Annotated in this window: 18 protein-coding genes; 3 read left to right on the plus strand and 15 right to left on the minus strand. The window is 58.1% G+C overall.

The window, feature by feature from the left end:
• Positions 1 to 76: 76 nt before the first annotated feature.
• Positions 77 to 994, minus strand: a complete 918-nt coding sequence (locus ACM6IV_RS26360) for a LysR family transcriptional regulator (RefSeq protein ID WP_414872284.1) — start codon at positions 992 to 994, stop codon at positions 77 to 79.
• Positions 995 to 1,151: 157 nt separating this feature from the next.
• On the opposite strand from ACM6IV_RS26360, the gene ACM6IV_RS26365 reads away from it, so the two are divergent.
• Entirely contained in the window at positions 1,152 to 2,162 is a 1,011-nt protein-coding gene (locus ACM6IV_RS26365; RefSeq protein ID WP_414872285.1) for a zinc-dependent alcohol dehydrogenase family protein, read from the plus strand.
• A gap of 89 nt (positions 2,163 to 2,251) precedes the next feature.
• Here ACM6IV_RS26365 and ACM6IV_RS26370 read toward each other — a convergent pair whose 3' ends face one another.
• The 7 genes from ACM6IV_RS26370 to ACM6IV_RS26400 all read right to left on the minus strand — a co-directional run bounded on the left by ACM6IV_RS26370 (position 2,252) and on the right by ACM6IV_RS26400 (position 6,414).
• Positions 2,252 to 2,752 (minus strand): ferritin-like domain-containing protein, encoded by a 501-nt coding sequence (locus tag ACM6IV_RS26370; RefSeq protein WP_414872286.1) that lies wholly within the window; start codon positions 2,750 to 2,752, stop codon positions 2,252 to 2,254.
• Between the two features lie 216 nt (positions 2,753 to 2,968).
• On the minus strand, positions 2,969 to 3,415 hold the full coding sequence (locus ACM6IV_RS26375) for a DUF421 domain-containing protein (protein ID WP_414872287.1): 447 nt from the start codon (positions 3,413 to 3,415) through the stop codon (positions 2,969 to 2,971).
• A gap of 7 nt (positions 3,416 to 3,422) precedes the next feature.
• Positions 3,423 to 3,941, minus strand: a complete 519-nt coding sequence (locus ACM6IV_RS26380) for a hypothetical protein (protein ID WP_414872288.1) — start codon at positions 3,939 to 3,941, stop codon at positions 3,423 to 3,425.
• Entirely contained in the window at positions 3,941 to 4,447 is a 507-nt protein-coding gene (locus tag ACM6IV_RS26385) for a CinA family protein (RefSeq protein WP_414872289.1), read from the minus strand. Before ACM6IV_RS26385 ends, ACM6IV_RS26380 begins: the two co-directional genes overlap by 1 nt.
• A gap of 70 nt (positions 4,448 to 4,517) precedes the next feature.
• The gene (locus tag ACM6IV_RS26390) at positions 4,518 to 5,339 is read right to left on the minus strand and encodes a DUF3618 domain-containing protein (RefSeq protein WP_414872290.1); all 822 of its coding nucleotides are present in this window, start codon (positions 5,337 to 5,339) and stop codon (positions 4,518 to 4,520) included.
• Positions 5,336 to 5,764, minus strand: coding sequence for a phage holin family protein (locus tag ACM6IV_RS26395; protein ID WP_414872291.1), 429 nt, complete (start codon positions 5,762 to 5,764; stop codon positions 5,336 to 5,338). Before ACM6IV_RS26395 ends, ACM6IV_RS26390 begins: the two co-directional genes overlap by 4 nt.
• Positions 5,761 to 6,414 (minus strand): hypothetical protein, encoded by a 654-nt coding sequence (locus ACM6IV_RS26400; RefSeq protein WP_414872292.1) that lies wholly within the window; start codon positions 6,412 to 6,414, stop codon positions 5,761 to 5,763. Before ACM6IV_RS26400 ends, ACM6IV_RS26395 begins: the two co-directional genes overlap by 4 nt.
• Before the next feature lie 308 nt (positions 6,415 to 6,722).
• Between ACM6IV_RS26400 and ACM6IV_RS26405 the strand changes: the two genes are divergently transcribed.
• Positions 6,723 to 7,160: a low affinity iron permease family protein gene (locus ACM6IV_RS26405; RefSeq protein ID WP_414872293.1), complete on the plus strand. Its 438-nt coding sequence runs from the start codon at positions 6,723 to 6,725 to the stop codon at positions 7,158 to 7,160.
• Between the two features lie 104 nt (positions 7,161 to 7,264).
• On the opposite strand, the gene ACM6IV_RS26410 is transcribed toward ACM6IV_RS26405, so the two are convergent.
• The 7 genes from ACM6IV_RS26410 to ACM6IV_RS26440 all read right to left on the minus strand — a co-directional run bounded on the left by ACM6IV_RS26410 (position 7,265) and on the right by ACM6IV_RS26440 (position 15,423).
• Entirely contained in the window at positions 7,265 to 8,755 is a 1,491-nt protein-coding gene (locus ACM6IV_RS26410; RefSeq protein WP_414872294.1) for an aldehyde dehydrogenase, read from the minus strand.
• A gap of 1 nt (position 8,756) precedes the next feature.
• A complete protein-coding gene (locus ACM6IV_RS26415; RefSeq protein ID WP_414872295.1) occupies positions 8,757 to 9,659 on the minus strand; it encodes a dihydrodipicolinate synthase family protein in 903 nt (300 codons plus the stop codon).
• A 71-nt stretch (positions 9,660 to 9,730) separates the two neighbouring features.
• The gene (locus tag ACM6IV_RS26420; RefSeq protein ID WP_414872296.1) at positions 9,731 to 11,047 is read right to left on the minus strand and encodes an NAD(P)/FAD-dependent oxidoreductase; all 1,317 of its coding nucleotides are present in this window, start codon (positions 11,045 to 11,047) and stop codon (positions 9,731 to 9,733) included.
• A 125-nt stretch (positions 11,048 to 11,172) separates the two neighbouring features.
• Entirely contained in the window at positions 11,173 to 12,231 is a 1,059-nt protein-coding gene (locus tag ACM6IV_RS26425) for a GlxA family transcriptional regulator (protein WP_414872297.1), read from the minus strand.
• Between the two features lie 87 nt (positions 12,232 to 12,318).
• A complete protein-coding gene (gene proX / locus ACM6IV_RS26430) occupies positions 12,319 to 13,341 on the minus strand; it encodes a glycine betaine/L-proline ABC transporter substrate-binding protein ProX (RefSeq protein ID WP_414872298.1) in 1,023 nt (340 codons plus the stop codon).
• Positions 13,342 to 13,384: 43 nt separating this feature from the next.
• Positions 13,385 to 14,338: a glycine betaine/L-proline ABC transporter permease ProW gene (gene proW, locus ACM6IV_RS26435; RefSeq protein WP_414872299.1), complete on the minus strand. Its 954-nt coding sequence runs from the start codon at positions 14,336 to 14,338 to the stop codon at positions 13,385 to 13,387.
• Between the two features lie 50 nt (positions 14,339 to 14,388).
• A complete protein-coding gene (locus ACM6IV_RS26440) occupies positions 14,389 to 15,423 on the minus strand; it encodes a quaternary amine ABC transporter ATP-binding protein (RefSeq protein ID WP_414872300.1) in 1,035 nt (344 codons plus the stop codon).
• Positions 15,424 to 15,790: 367 nt separating this feature from the next.
• On the opposite strand from ACM6IV_RS26440, the gene ACM6IV_RS26445 reads away from it, so the two are divergent.
• Entirely contained in the window at positions 15,791 to 16,750 is a 960-nt protein-coding gene (locus tag ACM6IV_RS26445; RefSeq protein WP_034154055.1) for a LysR family transcriptional regulator, read from the plus strand.
• Positions 16,751 to 16,826 lie beyond the last annotated feature (76 nt).

Raw genomic sequence — 16,826 nt, forward strand, 5'->3', positions numbered from 1 at the left:
GCGTTTTTTCACAGGCGCGTTCGTGCGGCGCTGGCGGCAGGCAGGAAAAACCCGGAAACGGACTGCCCTGCTGACGTCACCTGCCCGCCAGCCAGCGTCCATAGAGCTTTGGAAACTGTTCGCCAATCCATTCGACGAACGCTTCAACCTGCGGGGCCAGGTGCGAACGACTGGGATACAACACTGATACGGGACGTGGATGCGGGCGATAGCCCTGCAGCACTTCAACCAGTGATCCGTTGGCCAGAAACCGATCCAGGGCGATGCCGGGTGCCTGAAGAATGCCAAAACCGGCAACACCGCATTCGACATAAGCGTTGGACTCGTTAACGGTGATCCCTTGGCGACAGATGTGTGATTGCTCGCGGCCGCCCTCCACGAATTGCCAAGCCAGCGGACGCTGGTTCTGCCCCGACAGGAAGGTCACCCCACGGTGTTTGCCGAGATCTTCCAGGGTTTCAGGCTCACCGTACTCTTCCAGGTATCGCGGCGCCGCACAGGTGACCATGGTGGCCAAGCCAATGCGCCGTGCGATGAGACTTGAACTGGGTAACTCGCCAATGCGCAACGCACAGTCCACACCTTCTGCGACGAGGTCGACCGTTCTGTCCGTCACCCCCAGAGCCAGTTCGATTGAGGGATAGCGCGTGGAAAATGCTCGCAAGCTTTCAATCAGCCCAGGCTGCGAAAAAGCAGTGGGTAGATCGACGCGTAATCGACCCCGCAAGTTTGAATCCGGCGTCGAGAACATCGCCGTGACATCGGAAATCTCCCCGAGAATGGTTTTGACCCGCGAATAGAATTGCTCACCCTCCGAAGTCAGTCTCACTGTCCGGGTGGTGCGCTGAAACAGGCGCACGCCAATCGAGGTTTCGAGTTCCTGAATAGCACGGGTTACCTGCGGCCGGCCGATCTGCATCGTGTCGGCTACCCGGGTAAAACTGCTGAGCTCGGCCAATCGGGCGAACACCTGCAAGGACTGCAGCAGTTCCATAACGTCCTCTGACGATTTATTTTGTTGCCGCCAGCCTAACAGGTATCGGTTTGATTATTGCTTTCAGAAATAACAATCCTGTGCTGTGCCAGGCATTTATCGAGGCGCCCTCCCCGGGAACAATGTCTTCAAAACCTACCCACTGGAGACAACGTCCATGAAAGCCTGGCTTCTGCATGATTTCGGCCTCGACAACCTCGCACTCAGCGACACCCCTTCGCCTCAACCCAAGGCCGGCGAGTTACTGGTCAAGATCGGCGCGGTTTCGCTCAACTTTCGAGACAAGGCCATCGTTGAGGGCTTTTATGAGCCGCACTTGGTGCCCAAGCCATTGATTCCGGTCAGCGATGCGGCAGGCACGGTCATCGCTGTGGGTGAAGGCGTCAGCCGATTCAAGGTGGGCGACCGCGTCAACTCGCACCTGTATTCACGCTGGCTTGATGGCGAGCCGGGGCCGGACGAACCGGCCTACTGCTTCGGTATGCCGCTGCCGGGTGGCCTGGCCGAATACATGATCATTCACGAGCAAAGTGCAGTTCGTGCGCCGGACAACCTGTCCGACGAAGAGGCCTCGACATTACCGATCGCAGCGCTGACGGCGTGGTACTCGCTGGTCGATTACGGCCAGATCCAGCCGGGTCAGACCGTGCTGGTGCAAGGCACCGGCGGCGTCTCGATCTTTGCTGTGCAATTGGCAACGGCCCTTGGCGCCAAGGTGATCGTAACGTCCAGCAGCGAAACCAATCTTGAGCGAGTGAAACAGCTGGGCGCAGTGGCCGGCATTAACTATCGGACCTTTCCGCGCTGGGAAGAGGAAGTGTTGAAGCTCACGCACGGCAAAGGCGTCGACCTGCTGCTGGATGTCGCCGGGGGTGAGGGTCTGAACCAGTCCATCCTGGCCACCAAGGCTGCTGGGAAAATTGCGCAAATCGGCTTTCTGACCGGACAAACGACCACGCTGAGCCTGATGCCGCTGATCTTCCGCCAGACCACAATCCGCGGTATCGCCGTGGCTCCTCGTTCATCGTTTGATCGCATGAACGCGTTCCTCGACAAGCACGCGATACGCCCGGTGATCGACGCGACCTATGCATTCGAAGACGCGCACAAGGCGTTCGAGCATTTGGCCCGTGGCGCTTTCGGAAAAGTGGTGATCAAGGTTGCGTAACTGACGGTCAGTAAGCAACGCGCCATAAATCTCGGTGACGGTGTTCACACCGCCACCGAGTGCTGGATCGCTGGAGCGCAGCCTGATGATTATTTCTTTTTCAGGGTCGCGGCCTGGTTACCGCCTTGCTCGGCGATCTTGCTGAGCTTCTCGTCCGCGCCCTTTTCTTCAGCGAGCGTAGCGGCCAACAGCGCGGCGGCGTCGTCGAGTTTGAGATGCTTGGCCATCGCAATCAGGGTGCCGTAAGCCGCAATTTCGTAGTGCTCGACTTTTTGCGCCGCCCCAATCAGTGCCGCGTCGAGAACCGCGCCCTTGTCGATTTCTTCCAGCAGCTCTTTCGACTCTTCGACCAGTCCTTCCATGGCCACGCACTTCATGCGCTTCAATTTGATACCGGTCAGCTCCACCAACTGATCGATGCGCTCAATTTGCCCGTGGGTCTCCTCCAGGTGGGACGTAAAGGCGTCTGCCAACAGTGGATTGGTCGCGGCCTTCGCCAAACGCGGCAATGCTTTGGTGATTTGTTTTTCCGCACTGTAGACGTCAGAGAGTTCATGGATAAACAAGTCTTCGACAGTTTTTCTAGCCATTTCAAAACTTCCTTCTGGTCAGTATTGGCGTCGCCTGGTGGGCGTCCGCGAGGGATCAACAAGCAGGCAAAACTTGCCGTGCATGAGGACTGACCTGCCGGATTCAGAGGCTGTTCCGAAAATTTTCACGGTGACGGATAAAAGGTTGCAAGCTGACCGCAGGTGGTTTCCAGGCACCTTCAAAATCAGCGTGCCAGCCGCCAAAGTGTCACGGCGTCAGTCTTCCCGGGCAATGAAGGAAATCTTGCCGTTGCGCTCAATGATCGCGAACTTGATCTCTTCCAGTTTCTCGATGCCCTGACTGGAACGCGCCGCTTCCATCACGTCAGCTTCAACCAGGCGAGCATGACGCAGGCGCTTGTGCAGGAGCTTGCCGTTCTCGACGATGATCGTCGGTTCGCCATCGATCAACTTCGAGACCCATGCCGAGCGTTGTTTAAGCAGGGACAATCCGACATCGATCGCGATCAGGGTGACGATGACGATCATGGCGTTGGTCAGCGAAAAATCATCGCCCAGCAAGGCTTGCTGAGTGGCCTCGCCGATCATCATCAACAGCACGAAATCGAAGGTTGTCAGCTCCGCCAGCGAGCGCCGTCCGGCGATCTTGAACAACACCATCAGCGCCAGATACATGGCCCCTGCACGCAATACCGAATCCATAACTCACCTACGGGAAAATGAACTGATCAAGCTTTACGCCAGGGGTGCCGGGCGTTGCGATATGACTGCGAAACAAGCCGAGGCCATCGCCGCGCAAGGTCATGTAGAGCGTCGCTCGACCGTCACGGTCGGTTTGCAGCCACAGCGTGATGCCTTGCGCAGAACTGCGTGAACGCAACGGTTGCGGTTGCAGCGTTTCGATGCTGAAACCGTCCAGCATCTCCCCAGCGAGCTGCAACTCCACCGCTGCATCCGGGGTTGAATTCAGCGTTATTTTCATCGCATTGGTCGAGCCGTTGCGATGGAACATTTCATACGCCACACGAAGCTGGCCGTCCTCGCTACGCACCTCTCTTGAACTGAGCCAGCCTCTGGAAAAAACGCCCGCCAACGCCATCACGACGACCAGCACCAACACGTACCAGCCAACGCGCTCGAAACGCCAGACCTTCAACTGATAGGTCATGTCTTCGTGAATCGGTCGCTCGCGGCTTTTCAAGTCCGGATGATCTGAATCTTCGCTCATCAAGCGTCTTCCTTTTCGCCCGCTCGTGCACGGCGATGAAAGTGTGGCAACCACTGCAATGCATACTCCGTCGCCTCGGTCTGAACCTGGCAACGGTCCCCGGAGAAACGATGCTCACGACTGAACACGTAACACTCATCCGCCGATTGAAAGGCCCAGGCAAAACAGATCGTGCCCGCCGGGATGCCATCGACATCGTCCGGACCCAGAATCCCGGTGGTGGCAATGGCAGCTTTTGCGGTGCTGTCGCGTAACGCGCCGGTGGCCATTTCTCTGGCGACTTCAACGCTGGTCAGATTGAACGTTTCAATGGTCTGCGGGTTGACGTGAAGCAGGCGTTGTTTGGCTTGTGGCGAGTACACGACATAACCACATTCGATAAATTCGCCACTGCCCTCCACTTCCGACAACAACGTGACAATTTTGCCGGCCGTGCAGGACTCCGCCGTGGTCACCACCAAGGCGTTGTCGCGCAGGTATTGAACAGTGTCATCGGCGATGGACATAAGCGCAGTGCCCTCCTCAGTGATAATCCTCTGCCGGGAGGCCTGTTGCCGGCCTCCCGGTGCCGAACGGTCAGGAGGTGCCTAACCCGTCAGATAGATCAGCGCTGGTGGCCGTTGTGCCTGTTGAGGCCGTTGCGCCTGGACCGGCCTGCGCATGCTCGGTGGTTTTGGTCACGGTATCGCGCACCGCTTCGTAACCCTCGTGGGCCTGTTTTTTCACTTTGTCGACCAGCCCTGCGCTGGTGCGCCCCATATACCGTTGCTCAGTCCGGGTAGACGGCAGCGCTGCGCCGAGCAAGGCGCCCAAGGCAATGCCGGCCGCCGCCACCACCAACGGCTGCTCCCTGAGCAACTGATTGAATTGCTGCCCCAACATGTGCGAATTGTGGCTAAGCCGATCGCTGACGTCGTGCACGGTGTGACTGAGGTTTTCGCTGGCCGCGCTGACGTTCTCGCTCAAATGAGCAGCCTTGCCCTTCAGCGACTGGTAACCCCCTTTGAGCGTGTCAGCGGTCTGGTGCAGATGCTCGCGAGCAGAGTCCAGACCTTCTGCCAAACCGTCAGCCCACTCCCCGGCTTTATCCTGATCCGGCCCCGTGCGATAGACCGGCTGCACCACCGGTGGCCGATTCTGGCCCATCATCAGCCAGAGCAACCCAACCGATGTCAGCACGGCAGGTACCGGGTTGTTGCGCACGCTGGTGCCGAGATTGCTGACGAAGGTCGAGCCATTGTTCTGCATCATGCCCCACGCCTGATCAAACATCTGGCCGGGGGTGAACTTGCTTTCCAGCTTGTCGACGATGTTGCCGATACTGGCGCGCTGCGCGTCTATTTCCCGCTCGATCTGTTCGGGACTTTTTTGCGACTCGATATCCAGTTCAGTGTTCATGAGACTTTCCTCCGCAGCGCTTCCTGATCTTTGTTCAAGGCATCCAGCGTGCGATCAGGTTTGAAGTGGGATGGCTCGAATTGTTTCTTGCCGGATTGCACCATGGCGAAGCCAATGATCATCACCACCACACCGACGATGAGGGCCGCCAGCCACGGCGCCATGAACAGACTCAAACCGTAAACCACCGCCAGCAGCAGAATGATGAAGCCCGCCAGAAACACAATCGCACCCCCCGCCACGGCCGCGATACCGGCCTTGAGCGTGGTGAGGCTGTTGTGAAGTTCGGCTTTGGCCAACGCCAGTTCCTTGGTAAACAAGGCGGGGACTTCGCGGGACAACTGCCGCAGCAGGCCCACCACTGAAGCGTCATCCGGTTGCGCGAGCGGTCTGGTGCCCGGCAGATCCTGATCGTCTCTGTTCATGACAAGTCTCCTCTCGCGTTGGGCGAAACAGTGGCTGATGCGCCCGCAAAATCAGCGGGATGATCGTGGGCATCGGGCGACGCAGGTGTGATGCCGGTCGCCAGTCCTGGGCTCGGGTCGCCAGACGATGCGGGGGACGTTTCATAAGGCCGATGCGCGCCATAGCCTGCCGAGGGTGGTGTCGAGCTTCCTGCCGCCGGATCCTGCTCCGCACGGACGGTGGCCGCTGCCGAGGTCCCCGTTTTCAGGAACCGCGACAAACCAAACCCGATAGCCACGCTGCCGGCAATAAACAGCGCTGGATTGCTGCGGGCCAGATCGGTGGCGTCATGCAACAGTTGCTCGGCGCTTTTACCGCGCAGATTGCCGGCAAGCCCCGTCATCGACTCCGCCATGTCCGTGAGATAGTCGGACATGCCCAGGGTGTCTTTGTCCTCCAGTTCAGAGACGAAGCTTTTTGCGCCCTGTGCCAATGCTTCGATTTGCTCGGCTGCGGTGTCGCGGTATTGGCCGAACTGCGCATCGGCTTGCTGTCTGGCGCCACCGAGTGCTTCGGTGACTTCTTCCTTCAAATGCTCAAAGTCTGGTCCGGACTTAACGTCGGCAGGATCGTCTGCCTGAGATCCCGCCCTGCTGTCTGAAGTGTTCATGTGGCCCCTCGCTTCCTGTGTGAAAACGTCGATCGGGACTACGCAGCAGTATTGCCCTGAGCCCCTCATAGCAGAGGACGGAAGAGGTTGAAGAAGAGTTCAAAGAGGATGATGAGCGTCGATAACGGCCACTGTGTTTCGCGCGCGGCCAACGCCTGCTCCCGGTTGGAAAACCGTTGATACGCCAGAGAGGGCAGTTGCCGAAGTTGGATTCAGGGGTGAGCCACGCCCGATGAACGGTTGAATTGTAAAAAAGAATTTCAAGAGTCTGACGTGGTCCATCAGTGACCACCACCAGAGACCCCACTATGAAATTCGCACGTTTCTGCCAGGCACTTTCCAATTGGGCTGGCAGCTCAAAGACCTTTCTTCTGGCCATCGCACTCATCGCAGTCTGGGCGCTGACCGGGCCATGGTTTCATTACAACGACACCTGGCAGCTCATCATCAACACGTCGACCACCATCATCACATTCCTGATGGTGTTCCTGATCCAGAACACGCAAAACCGCGACAACGACATTTTGCATCTGAAGATCGATGAGTTGATTCGCGCCACCAAGGACGCGCAAAACGCGACGTTGGGTCTGGATAAAATGCGATCACGGGACCTTCGCAAGCTGCGGGATCACTACAGTTCTCTGGGTGAACATGCTGAGGTTGACCTCGACATGCACGCCGAGGACGAATCACTTCCTGCTGCCGTGGCGCCGCAACCGGAGAAAACCCAATCAGCGGGTCAGTAAAAACTTCATCCGCACTTCACGGTACAGCTTGATGCTGTCGCCAAATCGCCCCGCCACTCCATCCCGTGGTCGCGGCGATCTGGCCTCTTGCAGCAAGGCTGCTGTCAGGATGCGTCAATCCAGATGGTTTTGATTTCAGTGTATTGGTCATGCGCCCAGATCGATTTGTCGCGCCCGCCGAACCCCGACTCCTTGTAGCCGCCGAATGGCGTCGAGGCGTCGCCCTCCCCGAAGCAGTTCACCGTGACAATCCCGGCGCGGATCCCGCGTGAAAGTTTCAGGGCATGGCGCAGGTTGCCGGTATAAGCCGACGCCGCCAGGCCGTAGGCGGTGTCGTTGGCCAGCGCAATGGCCTCGTCAACGGTCTGGAACGTGGTGACGCTCAGCACCGGGCCGAAGATCTCTTCCTGGAACAGGCGGCTGTCGCGGCTCACGCCATCAACGATGGTCGGTTCGACGAAGATCTCGTGGCGGGTGTTGCCGCCCACCAACACGCTGAGGTTTTCGGCGCGGGCCAGGTCAAGGTAAGCACTGACCTTGTCGAAATGCGCCTTGCTGATCATCGAACCCAGGCGGTTTTCCGGGTCCAGCGGGTCGCCCATTTTCCAGTCGCCCAGATGCACTAGCACACGCTGCAGCAGTTCATCCTTGATCTCGGCGTGGACGATCAGCCGCGAGGAGGCCGAACAGTTTTCACCCATGTTCCAGAACGCGCCATTGACCACATGCTGGGCGACGAGGTCGATGTCTTCGACATCATTCATCACCACGGCCGGGTTCTTGCCGCCACATTCCAGCACGATGCGTTTGAGGTTCGATTCGCTGGAATATTTGAGGAACAGCCGCCCGGTGTCGGTTGAACCGGTGAAGCTGACCATCGCCACGTCCGGATGACGCCCGAGCGGCTCACCCGCCTCCTTTCCGCCTCCGGGCACGACGTTGAATACACCGGCGGGAATCCCCGCCTGATGCGCCAGTTCAGCGACGCGCAAGGTGCTCAAGGTGGTTTCCTTGGCCGGTTTGACCACGATCGAACAGCCTGCGGCCAGCGACGGGCCGATTTTCCAGGCGAGCATCAGCAGCGGGAAATTCCACGGCAACACCAGGCCGACCACGCCGATCGGCTCGCGTACGACCATGGTCACCGCACCGGATCCGACGGGGGCCGTTGCGTCGTAGATCTTGTCGATCAGCTCGGCGTGCCAACGCAACGTATGAATGGTTTCCGGCACGTCGATGTTCTGGCATTCACGAATCGGCTTGCCACTGTCCAGGCTTTCCAGCACTGCCAGTTCATGGGCGTTGTCCTCCAGCAATTGGGCGAAGCGCAGCAAAACCGATTTGCGTGCGGACGGCGCCAGTGAATGCCAGCGTGCGTCTTCGAAGGCTTCCTTGGCTGCCGCCACGGCGGCGTCGACGTCGTCGGCATTGCACGCACTGATCTCGGTCAGTACCTGTTCGGTGGCCGGGTTGGTCGTGGTAAAAGTTTTGCCCGATCGGGAGGCGCAAAACTGGCCATTGATGAAGGCTTGATTGCGGAACTCGAGCTTCGCAGCCAGTTCACGGTATTGCTCTTGACTCAGCAGATCAGCCATTTCAAGCCTCCTCAACAATGCGGGCGACGTTTTTCTGAAGGGTTTTGATCACGCTTTCCAGCGCTTGCTTCTCGGACGCCTCCAGCGGTTGCAATGGCGCTCGCACACCGCCGGCACGCAGACCGCTGAGTTCGCTGCCGTGTTTGATCGACTGCACGAATTTGCCGCTCTCAAGGAAATCCATCAACGGCAGCATCGCCGACATGATCCGTCGACCCTTATCGAAGTTTTTTTCGACGACACAGGCCTCGTAGAGCGCGATGTGTTCACGCGGGATGAAGTTCGAGCCGGCACAAACCCAGCTGCGCGCACCCCAGGCGAAGAACTCCAGCGCATGATCATCCCAGCCACAGGACAGCTGGATCGCCGGATGGGCATGGGCCAGACGGTGCAGTCGACTCATCTCGCCCGAACTTTCCTTGATCGCGGCAATGTTCTTGCAGCCGGCAATCGCTTCGAAAAAATCGTCGCCCATTGCCACGCCCATTCGCGACGGATAGTTGTAGAGCATGATCGGCAGCCCGGCTGCCTTGTCCACGGCGAGCACATGGGCGGCGATTTCCTTTTGCGTCGGCAAGGCATACGGCGGCGAACCGACCAGGATGGCATCCGCTTCGAGCGACTTGGCCTTTTCGGCGAAGTACACCGAGTCCTCGGTGCGGATGCCGCCGGTGCCGATGACCAGCGGCAAGCGCCCGCGGATTACGTCTTTGGCTCGCTCGGCGACAGCCACGCGCTCCTCGGCGGTGTGCGCGTAATACTCGCCGGTGGAGCCGCCAATAACGATGCCGTGAACCTTGGACTCGATCAGGTATTCGAGCACCTCGGAGAACGCCGAGTAGTCGATCTGGCCATCAGCGGACAACGGGGTAATGGCAGGGGTAAAAATTCCGTCAAAGTTCATAGCGTTTTCTCCAGTGGTTCAATGTTCAATCCGTATGCCAGAGGGCATGTCGAGCACATCGTGGTTAAGCCTCAGCTTTCTCTCCCGGCGCGGTATTGCCCCCACTTGAGGTTCATGTTCACCCCAAGCGAAAGGAACGGTTCCGGCGGGTTGCTGTTGGGACCCGGCGCCTGCAACAGAAAATCAATCAGTGGGTCACGCTGTCCCGCCAGCCAGTCGGCGAGCAATTTGCCGGTGACGGTTCCGCGCGTGACACCCAGACCGTTGCAGCCCAGCGCGCCATAAACATTGGGCGCCAGTTCGCCAAAGAAACCGTTGTGATTGCGCGACATGGCCAAAGCGCCGCCCCAGGTGTATTCGAACGTCACGTCCGGCAACATCGGGAAACGCTGATCGAAAGAAGCCTTGTGCCGGCGCACGAAACGTTCGTTGTATTTGCTGTTGCTGCGACCATCCGGGTTGAAGGTGAAGCTGTTGCGGATGAGCAGGCGGTTATCCGGGGTGCGGCGAACGGTTGTGCCGAACGGATCGGCCGGAATGGCGCCCCAGAACGGTTTGCCACCGAGGCGCGCCTGTTCCTCTTCGGACAGCGGTCGCGTGATGCTCGCGTAGGTGTAGATCGGCAACATGCGCCCTTGCAGGAAACCGAAGCGCATGCCGAACGAGTTGTTCGCCAGAATCAGCTTGTCGGCGGTGATACTGCCGTGGGCATGTTTGAGCAGCGTTTTGGCGCCGTATTCCACTTCCAGAATCGGCGTGCGCTCATACAGCGTGACGTTCGACGGCAGATGGTCGGCCAGGCCTTTCACCAGTCCGGACGGTTGCAACAACACTGCACCCGGGGTGAACAATGCCTTGCGGTAAAACCGCGTGCCCAAGTGTTCGGGAAGTTCATCGGCATCGATCATCTGAAAAGGCTGATCGAGTTTCTCCAGACCGCGACGATAGGCATCGAGGACGGCGATGCCGCGGTCCTCTACCGCCGCCTGATATTTGCCGCAGGCTTTCATCTGGCAGTCGATGCGGTATTGATCGACCAACTCGCGAAGTATCGATTGGCCGGCCAGATTGAGTTTCAAACTGGTGCGGGCCAGCGCGATGTCACCGATGTAATCATCGGCGCCAATGTCATGGGGCAGATCAATGGCAAAACCGGCATTACGCCCCGACGGCCCCAGTCCGACTTCCTGCGCTTCGATAAGCACCACTTCGTCGTCGGGAAAATTCAACGCCAGTTGCCGTGCGCACGCCAGCCCGGTGAAGCCGGCACCAATGATCACCCACCGCGCTGAACGGTGCCCACGGTGAGCCGGCTCGGGGCTGCGTGGCTTGCTCAGGTGAAACCAGCCACAACTATCATCATCGGCAGGTAATGAACTGACTTTCATAGTGTTGAACCGTTAATCGTTGAAGTTGCAAAACGCACGCGGCACAAAGCAAACGCACGCAGTGGCGTTGATCCGGAAACTTGCAAAACTGGCTCTTGCTCAAACAGTTAGATTGGCTGTTTGTTTTAAAAACTGGCTGCCACGGCATAGCGTCCGTGACTGGCATAGTCGCTGGTGTAGTAATAATCCCTGAAGGTCATGGGCGGTAAGCCGAACAGGTCCTTGAAGCGTTTATAGAAGTGCGGATAACTGACGAACCCGGTGGCCAGCGCTACATCCGTCAACGAGCGATCACTTTGCACGATCAATTGCCGCGCTCGCGTCAAACGCAGTTCCAGGTAATACCGATTGGGTGCTGCATTCAGATAACGGGCAAACCGTCGTTCCAGTTGCCGGCGGGACACGCCGACCTGGCTGGCGATGGCGTCGATTTCCAGCGGCTCTTCAATGTTTTTTTCCATCAAGTCGAGCGCGATGTTCAAAGGCTTGGGAATCGCGGAACAGCGGATGCTGTCGGTATTTCTCGGTTGAACGTGTCCAGGCTGGTGAACCCGTTTTATTTCATCCACCAGTGCCGCATCGTTACGCGCCCCCAGTTCCTGCATGATCGCCAGAGTCATATCCAGCGCCGAATGAGCGTTGGCGCAGGTGGCTCGGCGCTCTGCGCAAACAAACGCGCGAGCCGAGACTTTCAACTGCGGGAAATATTCATTGATCAGTCCGCAACTGTCGCTGTGACAAGCAAAATCCCCGGCCTCGAGCAAACCGGCATCGGCCAGATAAAACGCGGCATTCCAGCAACCGGCAATGATCGCTTTACTGGCGGACTTCTTCAGCACGCGCCGCAGCAACGGCTGCGCGGCAAGCCTCACACGCTGGCCACCGACGACAATCACCGCATCATGACTGAAGCCTTCCGCCACCAGCCTTTGCGAGGACAGCGACACGCCGATATCACTTTCAACCTGCCCGCCCCGAAGGGAGTAGGTCGACACCGTGTAGATCGTCTCACTGTTGATCAGGTTTCCGCTGGCCAAGGCATCCATTGCCGTGGAAAGGGTCGTCAGCGAAAAATGGTCGAGCAGGATAAACGCCACCCGCACCACACGTTCATGACCCGACATCACGGTGTTTTGGCGAAAACCGATGTTCTGTTGCTTCAACGGACTCTGGAAAGTTTCCATCCTGCGTCACCCGCTCGCCTTCACTGAAACGACAATCTATTGGTTTGGCGACCGGCACCGCCCGCCGCCAGCCCGTGGTCGAACCGATTACTTCGCTGCCGCCCGCGCATCACTCAACCAGCCGTCATAGGCTTGCTGATTGGCCTTGATCCACTCCGCGGCATGGCGCTTGATGTCGGCGAGGGATTTTTCACCCTGCTGCATACGCAGGTTTTGCGCACTTTCAGCCGCCGTAGGGATGCTGACTTCAGAGAGGAACTTGCGCGCCACCGGGTTTTTCTCGGCGAACTCTTTGCTCATGACGGCATTGATCGTGTCCACCGGGAAGCCGAGGTTCTTGCCGTCATGGAAGGTGTCCTTGCTCTCCTGGCCATCCGGCAGCGAAGTGAAAGGCACCGGCAACCAGACCACGTCGCGCCCTTCCACTAAAACACTGGCGATCCACTGCGGAACCCAAGTGAAGAACAGCACGGGTTTGCCTTGCTGAAAGCGCGCAATGGTGTCCGCCATCAAGGCGAAGTACGAGCCGCGGTTGTCGACTACGGTTGGCCCCAGACCATAGGCCTTCATGTGGTGTTCGACCATGATCTCGCAGCCCCAGCCCGGGTTGCAGCCGGTCAGGTCAGCCTTGCCGTCGCCGTTGCTGTCAAAGAGTTTGGCAATTTCCGGTTTCTTCAGATCCGACAGATCCTTGATCTGATAAGCCTCGGCGGTCTTCTTGTCGATCATGTAGCCCTGCAGTACACCCTTCATGACTTGCCCGACCTTGACCATTACGTCATCGCCGCCGGCCTTTTCATAAAACGCTTGGTGCAGGTGTTCCCACTCATGCACGGTGAAGTCTGCGTCGCCGTAAGACAGCGCGAGAAACATCGCCGGGTAATCAACTTCTTTTGGCTGTTTGACGTCGTAGCCCAATTCCTTCAGGCCGGCGATCACCACTTCACCACGGAAGCGCTCTTCGGCAATCGTCGGGAAAATCGGCGTGATCGAAACACCGGCACCGGGCTTGTTGGCATCAGCGGCGTAAACCGCCGAGCACAACAAGGCGCCAAACACTGAAGCCACCACGCTCGCAACTACGCTTTTCTTGAGATTTGTCAGTTTCATGTTTCACCACGCTTGGAATTTTTAATGGGGTGAGCAGGCCAACTCAATTCGTCACTGGACGTGCAACGTGCTTCTTTTTCTTCAGTTTCATGACCAGCCCTACCGGGCCGCTTTCATACCAGCGCTGACCGGTGGCCAGATCGCTGCTGCGCTCACCCATTGCCTGGGTCAGGCGGTCGAGGAATACCGCGAGCAGCACCAGCCCGGCACCGCCGACACTGGCCAGGCCCATGTCGAGACGGCCGATGCCGCTCAACACCATCAAGCCGAGACCGCCCACCGAGATCATCGAGGCAACGACCACCATCGACAGCGACAGCATCAAGGTCTGGTTGAGGCCGGCCATCATGGTTGGCGCCGCCAAGGGCAACTGCACCTTCATCAGCATTTGCGTGGCGGTGCAGCCAAACGCTCGGGCGGCTTCGACCTTGTCGGCCGGCACCTGACGAATGCCGAGGTTGGTCAGCCGCACCAGCGGCGCGACGGAAAAGATGATGGTGACGATCACGCCGGGGACATTGCCGATACCAAACAGCATCACCACCGGCACCAGATAGACGAACGCCGGCAGTGTCTGCATGGCATCCAGCACCGGGCGGATGATCATTTCCGTGCGATCACTGCGCGCACACAGAATGCCCAGCGGTATGCCGATGACCGCGCAAAACAACAGCGACGTCAGTACCAGGGCCAGCGTGACCATCGCATCGTTCCACACCCCGATCAGTCCCAGCCCGGTGAGGGTGGCGACGCTGAAGATGGCGATGCGCTTGCCGCCAATCTGCCAACTGATCAGCCCGGCGATGATGATGAACACCGTCGGCGGAACCGACAGCAGTCCCCACTGGACACCGTCCAGCACTTGATCGACCGGCCAGCGGATCGAGCGAAACACTTCCCTGAAGTTATGCACCAGGTATTTAAGGGCGGTCTCCACCCACGAACCCAAAGGGATATTTAAACTTTGAAAAGGATCCAGAAAGTTGAAGTCTGACATGGTGCTACCTCGCCCTCAGAAGCGGTAATTCAATTCTGATTATTCGCAGTTCAGCTGTTACACAGGCAGCTGAGAAGATGGCCTTGCGAAATCGAACCTTTATAAAGTCCAACTTCGTCCACCACCGGCATGGGAGTAGCCGAGGCAGCCACAAGATGAAAGATGTCGCGAAGAGACGCTTCCGCTTTGATCGGTGTTTGCCCGCCCGGTATATAAGCGATAGTTGAATCCTGCTGGGCGATATCGCCCGCTTTCAGAATGCGACTGGTATCAAAGCCATTAAAGAAATCGCGCACATATTTATTCACCGGTTTGCACAGAAGTTCACGCGGCGTGCCGATTTGCACCACGCGCCCGCCTTCCATGATCGCAATGCGGTGCCCGATGCGAACCGCTTCTTCTATATCGTGGGAGATGAAGATGATGGTGCGATCCTGCTCGGCCTGAAGCTTGATCAGCTCGCCCTGCATCTCGCTGCGAATCATCGGGTCGAGTGCCGAGAAGGCTTCGTCCATCAGCAGAATGGCCGGATCGTTGGCCAGTGCCCGGGCCAACCCGACACGTTGCTGCATGCCGCCGGAGAGTTGGTGAGGAAAACTGAATTCCTGCCCGGACAGCCCGACCTGTTCCAGCGCGCCCATCGCCCGGCAATAGCGTTCTTTCTCGCTGACACCGCTGATTTCCAGGCCGAAGCTGACGTTGTCGATGACGCTCATGTGCGGCATCAGGGCAAACGACTGGAAGACCATGCCCATGTCTTTGCGGCGAACCTGCAACAAGTCCTTGTCGCCCAGGCCGGTGATTTCCTTGCCATTGAGAAAGATCTGCCCGGACGTCGGTTCGATCAACCGGTTGAACAATCTGACCATGGTCGATTTGCCGGAACCGGACAACCCCATGATCACGAAGATCTCACCGCGGCGAACGGAAAAGTTGGCATCGAATACACCAATCGCCTGACCGGTCTTTTTGAACACTTCAGCTTTTGATGCGCCCTCTTCAATCATCTTCATGGCAAGTGCTGGCTGCGTACCGAAGACTTTGAAAACATTCTTTACGCAGATGATCTCGTCGGAACTTGTCATACCATGCCTCCTTCGCATCGCACATCTTTCGCATTAAGCGACAGGCAAACGAGCAAAAATAATGTTAAGCGGCAGCGGTAATGAATAAATGTCTTCACGACGGGCTTCCTTTTATTATTTTTGAGGACCCTGGAAAAAGGGATGTTTCAAATCTATTAGCATCACCCCGCTTAATCCAACTACATTTACAGGGACAATTCGATAACGTCAGGTTATCGGAGTCGGTGAGGGTCGCGAATGACAGTCGCCGTCGTACCCTGAGCGACCGGGTCTATCCCCGCAGCGACGCTGGCATAGCCCTCCCCGCACGGTTCCGTTACCCTCCTCGCGCTTCGTTGGGGAGCTGTATCGTTAGGAGAGTGTACGAATGAGCAAGCATGTCGACCCTGACACCATCCTGCTGAAAATGCCGTCCTTGAGGGCTGTGAAGGCATTTGTCGCCGCGGCCAAATACGAAAGCTTCACCCGTGCGGCGGAGGCATTGTGCGTTTCTCAAGCGGCCATCAGCCGGCAGATCCGTGAGCTGGAAAGCTATCTGGGCGCGCAGCTGTTTACCCGGGTCGGCCGTGCGGTGGAACTGACGGCCGCCGGCGCGGTGTTCTTCGATGCCGCGCAACTGTCGTTCGTCAACATCGCCCAGGCCGCCGAACGCATTCGCAGCAGCCAGTCGACCAAGAAAGTCCTCACCGTGTGTTGCTCACCGGCCTTTTCCGCACTGTGGCTGTCGAATCATCTGCAGGAGTTCTTCGCCCAGTGCCCGGATATCGAACTCAACCTGATCACCACGCAGAACTTTCTGACCATGGAACCCGGTGTGCAGCCGGACATTTTCATCACCAAGATTTCGCGGATCCGTGACGGTTATAGAAGCTACCCGTTGTGCCACGACGTGATTTATCCGGTGTGCACCCCGCAGTACCTGGAAAAACACCCGGAAATTGCGACGATCGAAGGCGTGCGCGATTCGGCATTGCTCAACCTCAGTCCCTACGGCCGCTCGCAGGTCGCCGAGCATGTCGACTGGGGCGTGTGGCTGGCGTTTCAGGCCATCGATATCGACGATCGTCCGCCGAACAGCCCGCAGATCTTCAATGCCAACGACTACAACCTGCTCATCAGCATGGTCTTGACCCATCAGGGCATTGCGCTGGGCTGGAATCACCTGGTCACGGGGTTAGTGCAGCAAGGCTTGCTGGTGCGACCGATCGAGCAACAGGTGCAATTGCGCAACAGCTGGCACTACCTGAGCTGCCGCGAAAGTTCCGAAAACGAAGACGAGCTGCGGCGTTTTCGCGAATGGATTCTGGCGAAGTTTCCCCGCCGATAATCCGCTCGGCACAGGCGTCGGGCGATTTGGTTATCAATAGCCCGACGAAAATGTTGCTGGAGCGGCCCCCTGTCCC

Source organism: Pseudomonas sp. IT-347P (assembly GCF_949768005.1).
GTDB lineage: Bacteria > Pseudomonadota > Gammaproteobacteria > Pseudomonadales > Pseudomonadaceae > Aquipseudomonas.

Bases quoted from the DNA above. Each gene is read 5' to 3' on its own strand.
- ACM6IV_RS26360 (WP_414872284.1), bottom strand. From the start codon at position 994: ATGGAACTGCTGCAGTCCTTGCAGGTGTTCGCCCGATTGGCCGAGCTC.
- ACM6IV_RS26365 (WP_414872285.1), top strand. From the start codon at position 1,152: ATGAAAGCCTGGCTTCTGCATGATTTCGGCCTCGACAACCTCGCACTC.
- ACM6IV_RS26370 (WP_414872286.1), bottom strand. From the start codon at position 2,752: ATGGCTAGAAAAACTGTCGAAGACTTGTTTATCCATGAACTCTCTGAC.
- ACM6IV_RS26375 (WP_414872287.1), bottom strand. From the start codon at position 3,415: ATGGATTCGGTATTGCGTGCAGGGGCCATGTATCTGGCGCTGATGGTG.
- ACM6IV_RS26380 (WP_414872288.1), bottom strand. From the start codon at position 3,941: ATGAGCGAAGATTCAGATCATCCGGACTTGAAAAGCCGCGAGCGACCG.
- ACM6IV_RS26385 (WP_414872289.1), bottom strand. From the start codon at position 4,447: ATGTCCATCGCCGATGACACTGTTCAATACCTGCGCGACAACGCCTTG.
- ACM6IV_RS26390 (WP_414872290.1), bottom strand. From the start codon at position 5,339: ATGAACACTGAACTGGATATCGAGTCGCAAAAAAGTCCCGAACAGATC.
- ACM6IV_RS26395 (WP_414872291.1), bottom strand. From the start codon at position 5,764: ATGAACAGAGACGATCAGGATCTGCCGGGCACCAGACCGCTCGCGCAA.
- ACM6IV_RS26400 (WP_414872292.1), bottom strand. From the start codon at position 6,414: ATGAACACTTCAGACAGCAGGGCGGGATCTCAGGCAGACGATCCTGCC.
- ACM6IV_RS26405 (WP_414872293.1), top strand. From the start codon at position 6,723: ATGAAATTCGCACGTTTCTGCCAGGCACTTTCCAATTGGGCTGGCAGC.
- ACM6IV_RS26410 (WP_414872294.1), bottom strand. From the start codon at position 8,755: ATGGCTGATCTGCTGAGTCAAGAGCAATACCGTGAACTGGCTGCGAAG.
- ACM6IV_RS26415 (WP_414872295.1), bottom strand. From the start codon at position 9,659: ATGAACTTTGACGGAATTTTTACCCCTGCCATTACCCCGTTGTCCGCT.
- ACM6IV_RS26420 (WP_414872296.1), bottom strand. From the start codon at position 11,047: ATGAAAGTCAGTTCATTACCTGCCGATGATGATAGTTGTGGCTGGTTT.
- ACM6IV_RS26425 (WP_414872297.1), bottom strand. From the start codon at position 12,231: ATGGAAACTTTCCAGAGTCCGTTGAAGCAACAGAACATCGGTTTTCGC.
- proX (WP_414872298.1), bottom strand. From the start codon at position 13,341: ATGAAACTGACAAATCTCAAGAAAAGCGTAGTTGCGAGCGTGGTGGCT.
- proW (WP_414872299.1), bottom strand. From the start codon at position 14,338: ATGTCAGACTTCAACTTTCTGGATCCTTTTCAAAGTTTAAATATCCCT.
- ACM6IV_RS26440 (WP_414872300.1), bottom strand. From the start codon at position 15,423: ATGACAAGTTCCGACGAGATCATCTGCGTAAAGAATGTTTTCAAAGTC.
- ACM6IV_RS26445 (WP_034154055.1), top strand. From the start codon at position 15,791: ATGAGCAAGCATGTCGACCCTGACACCATCCTGCTGAAAATGCCGTCC.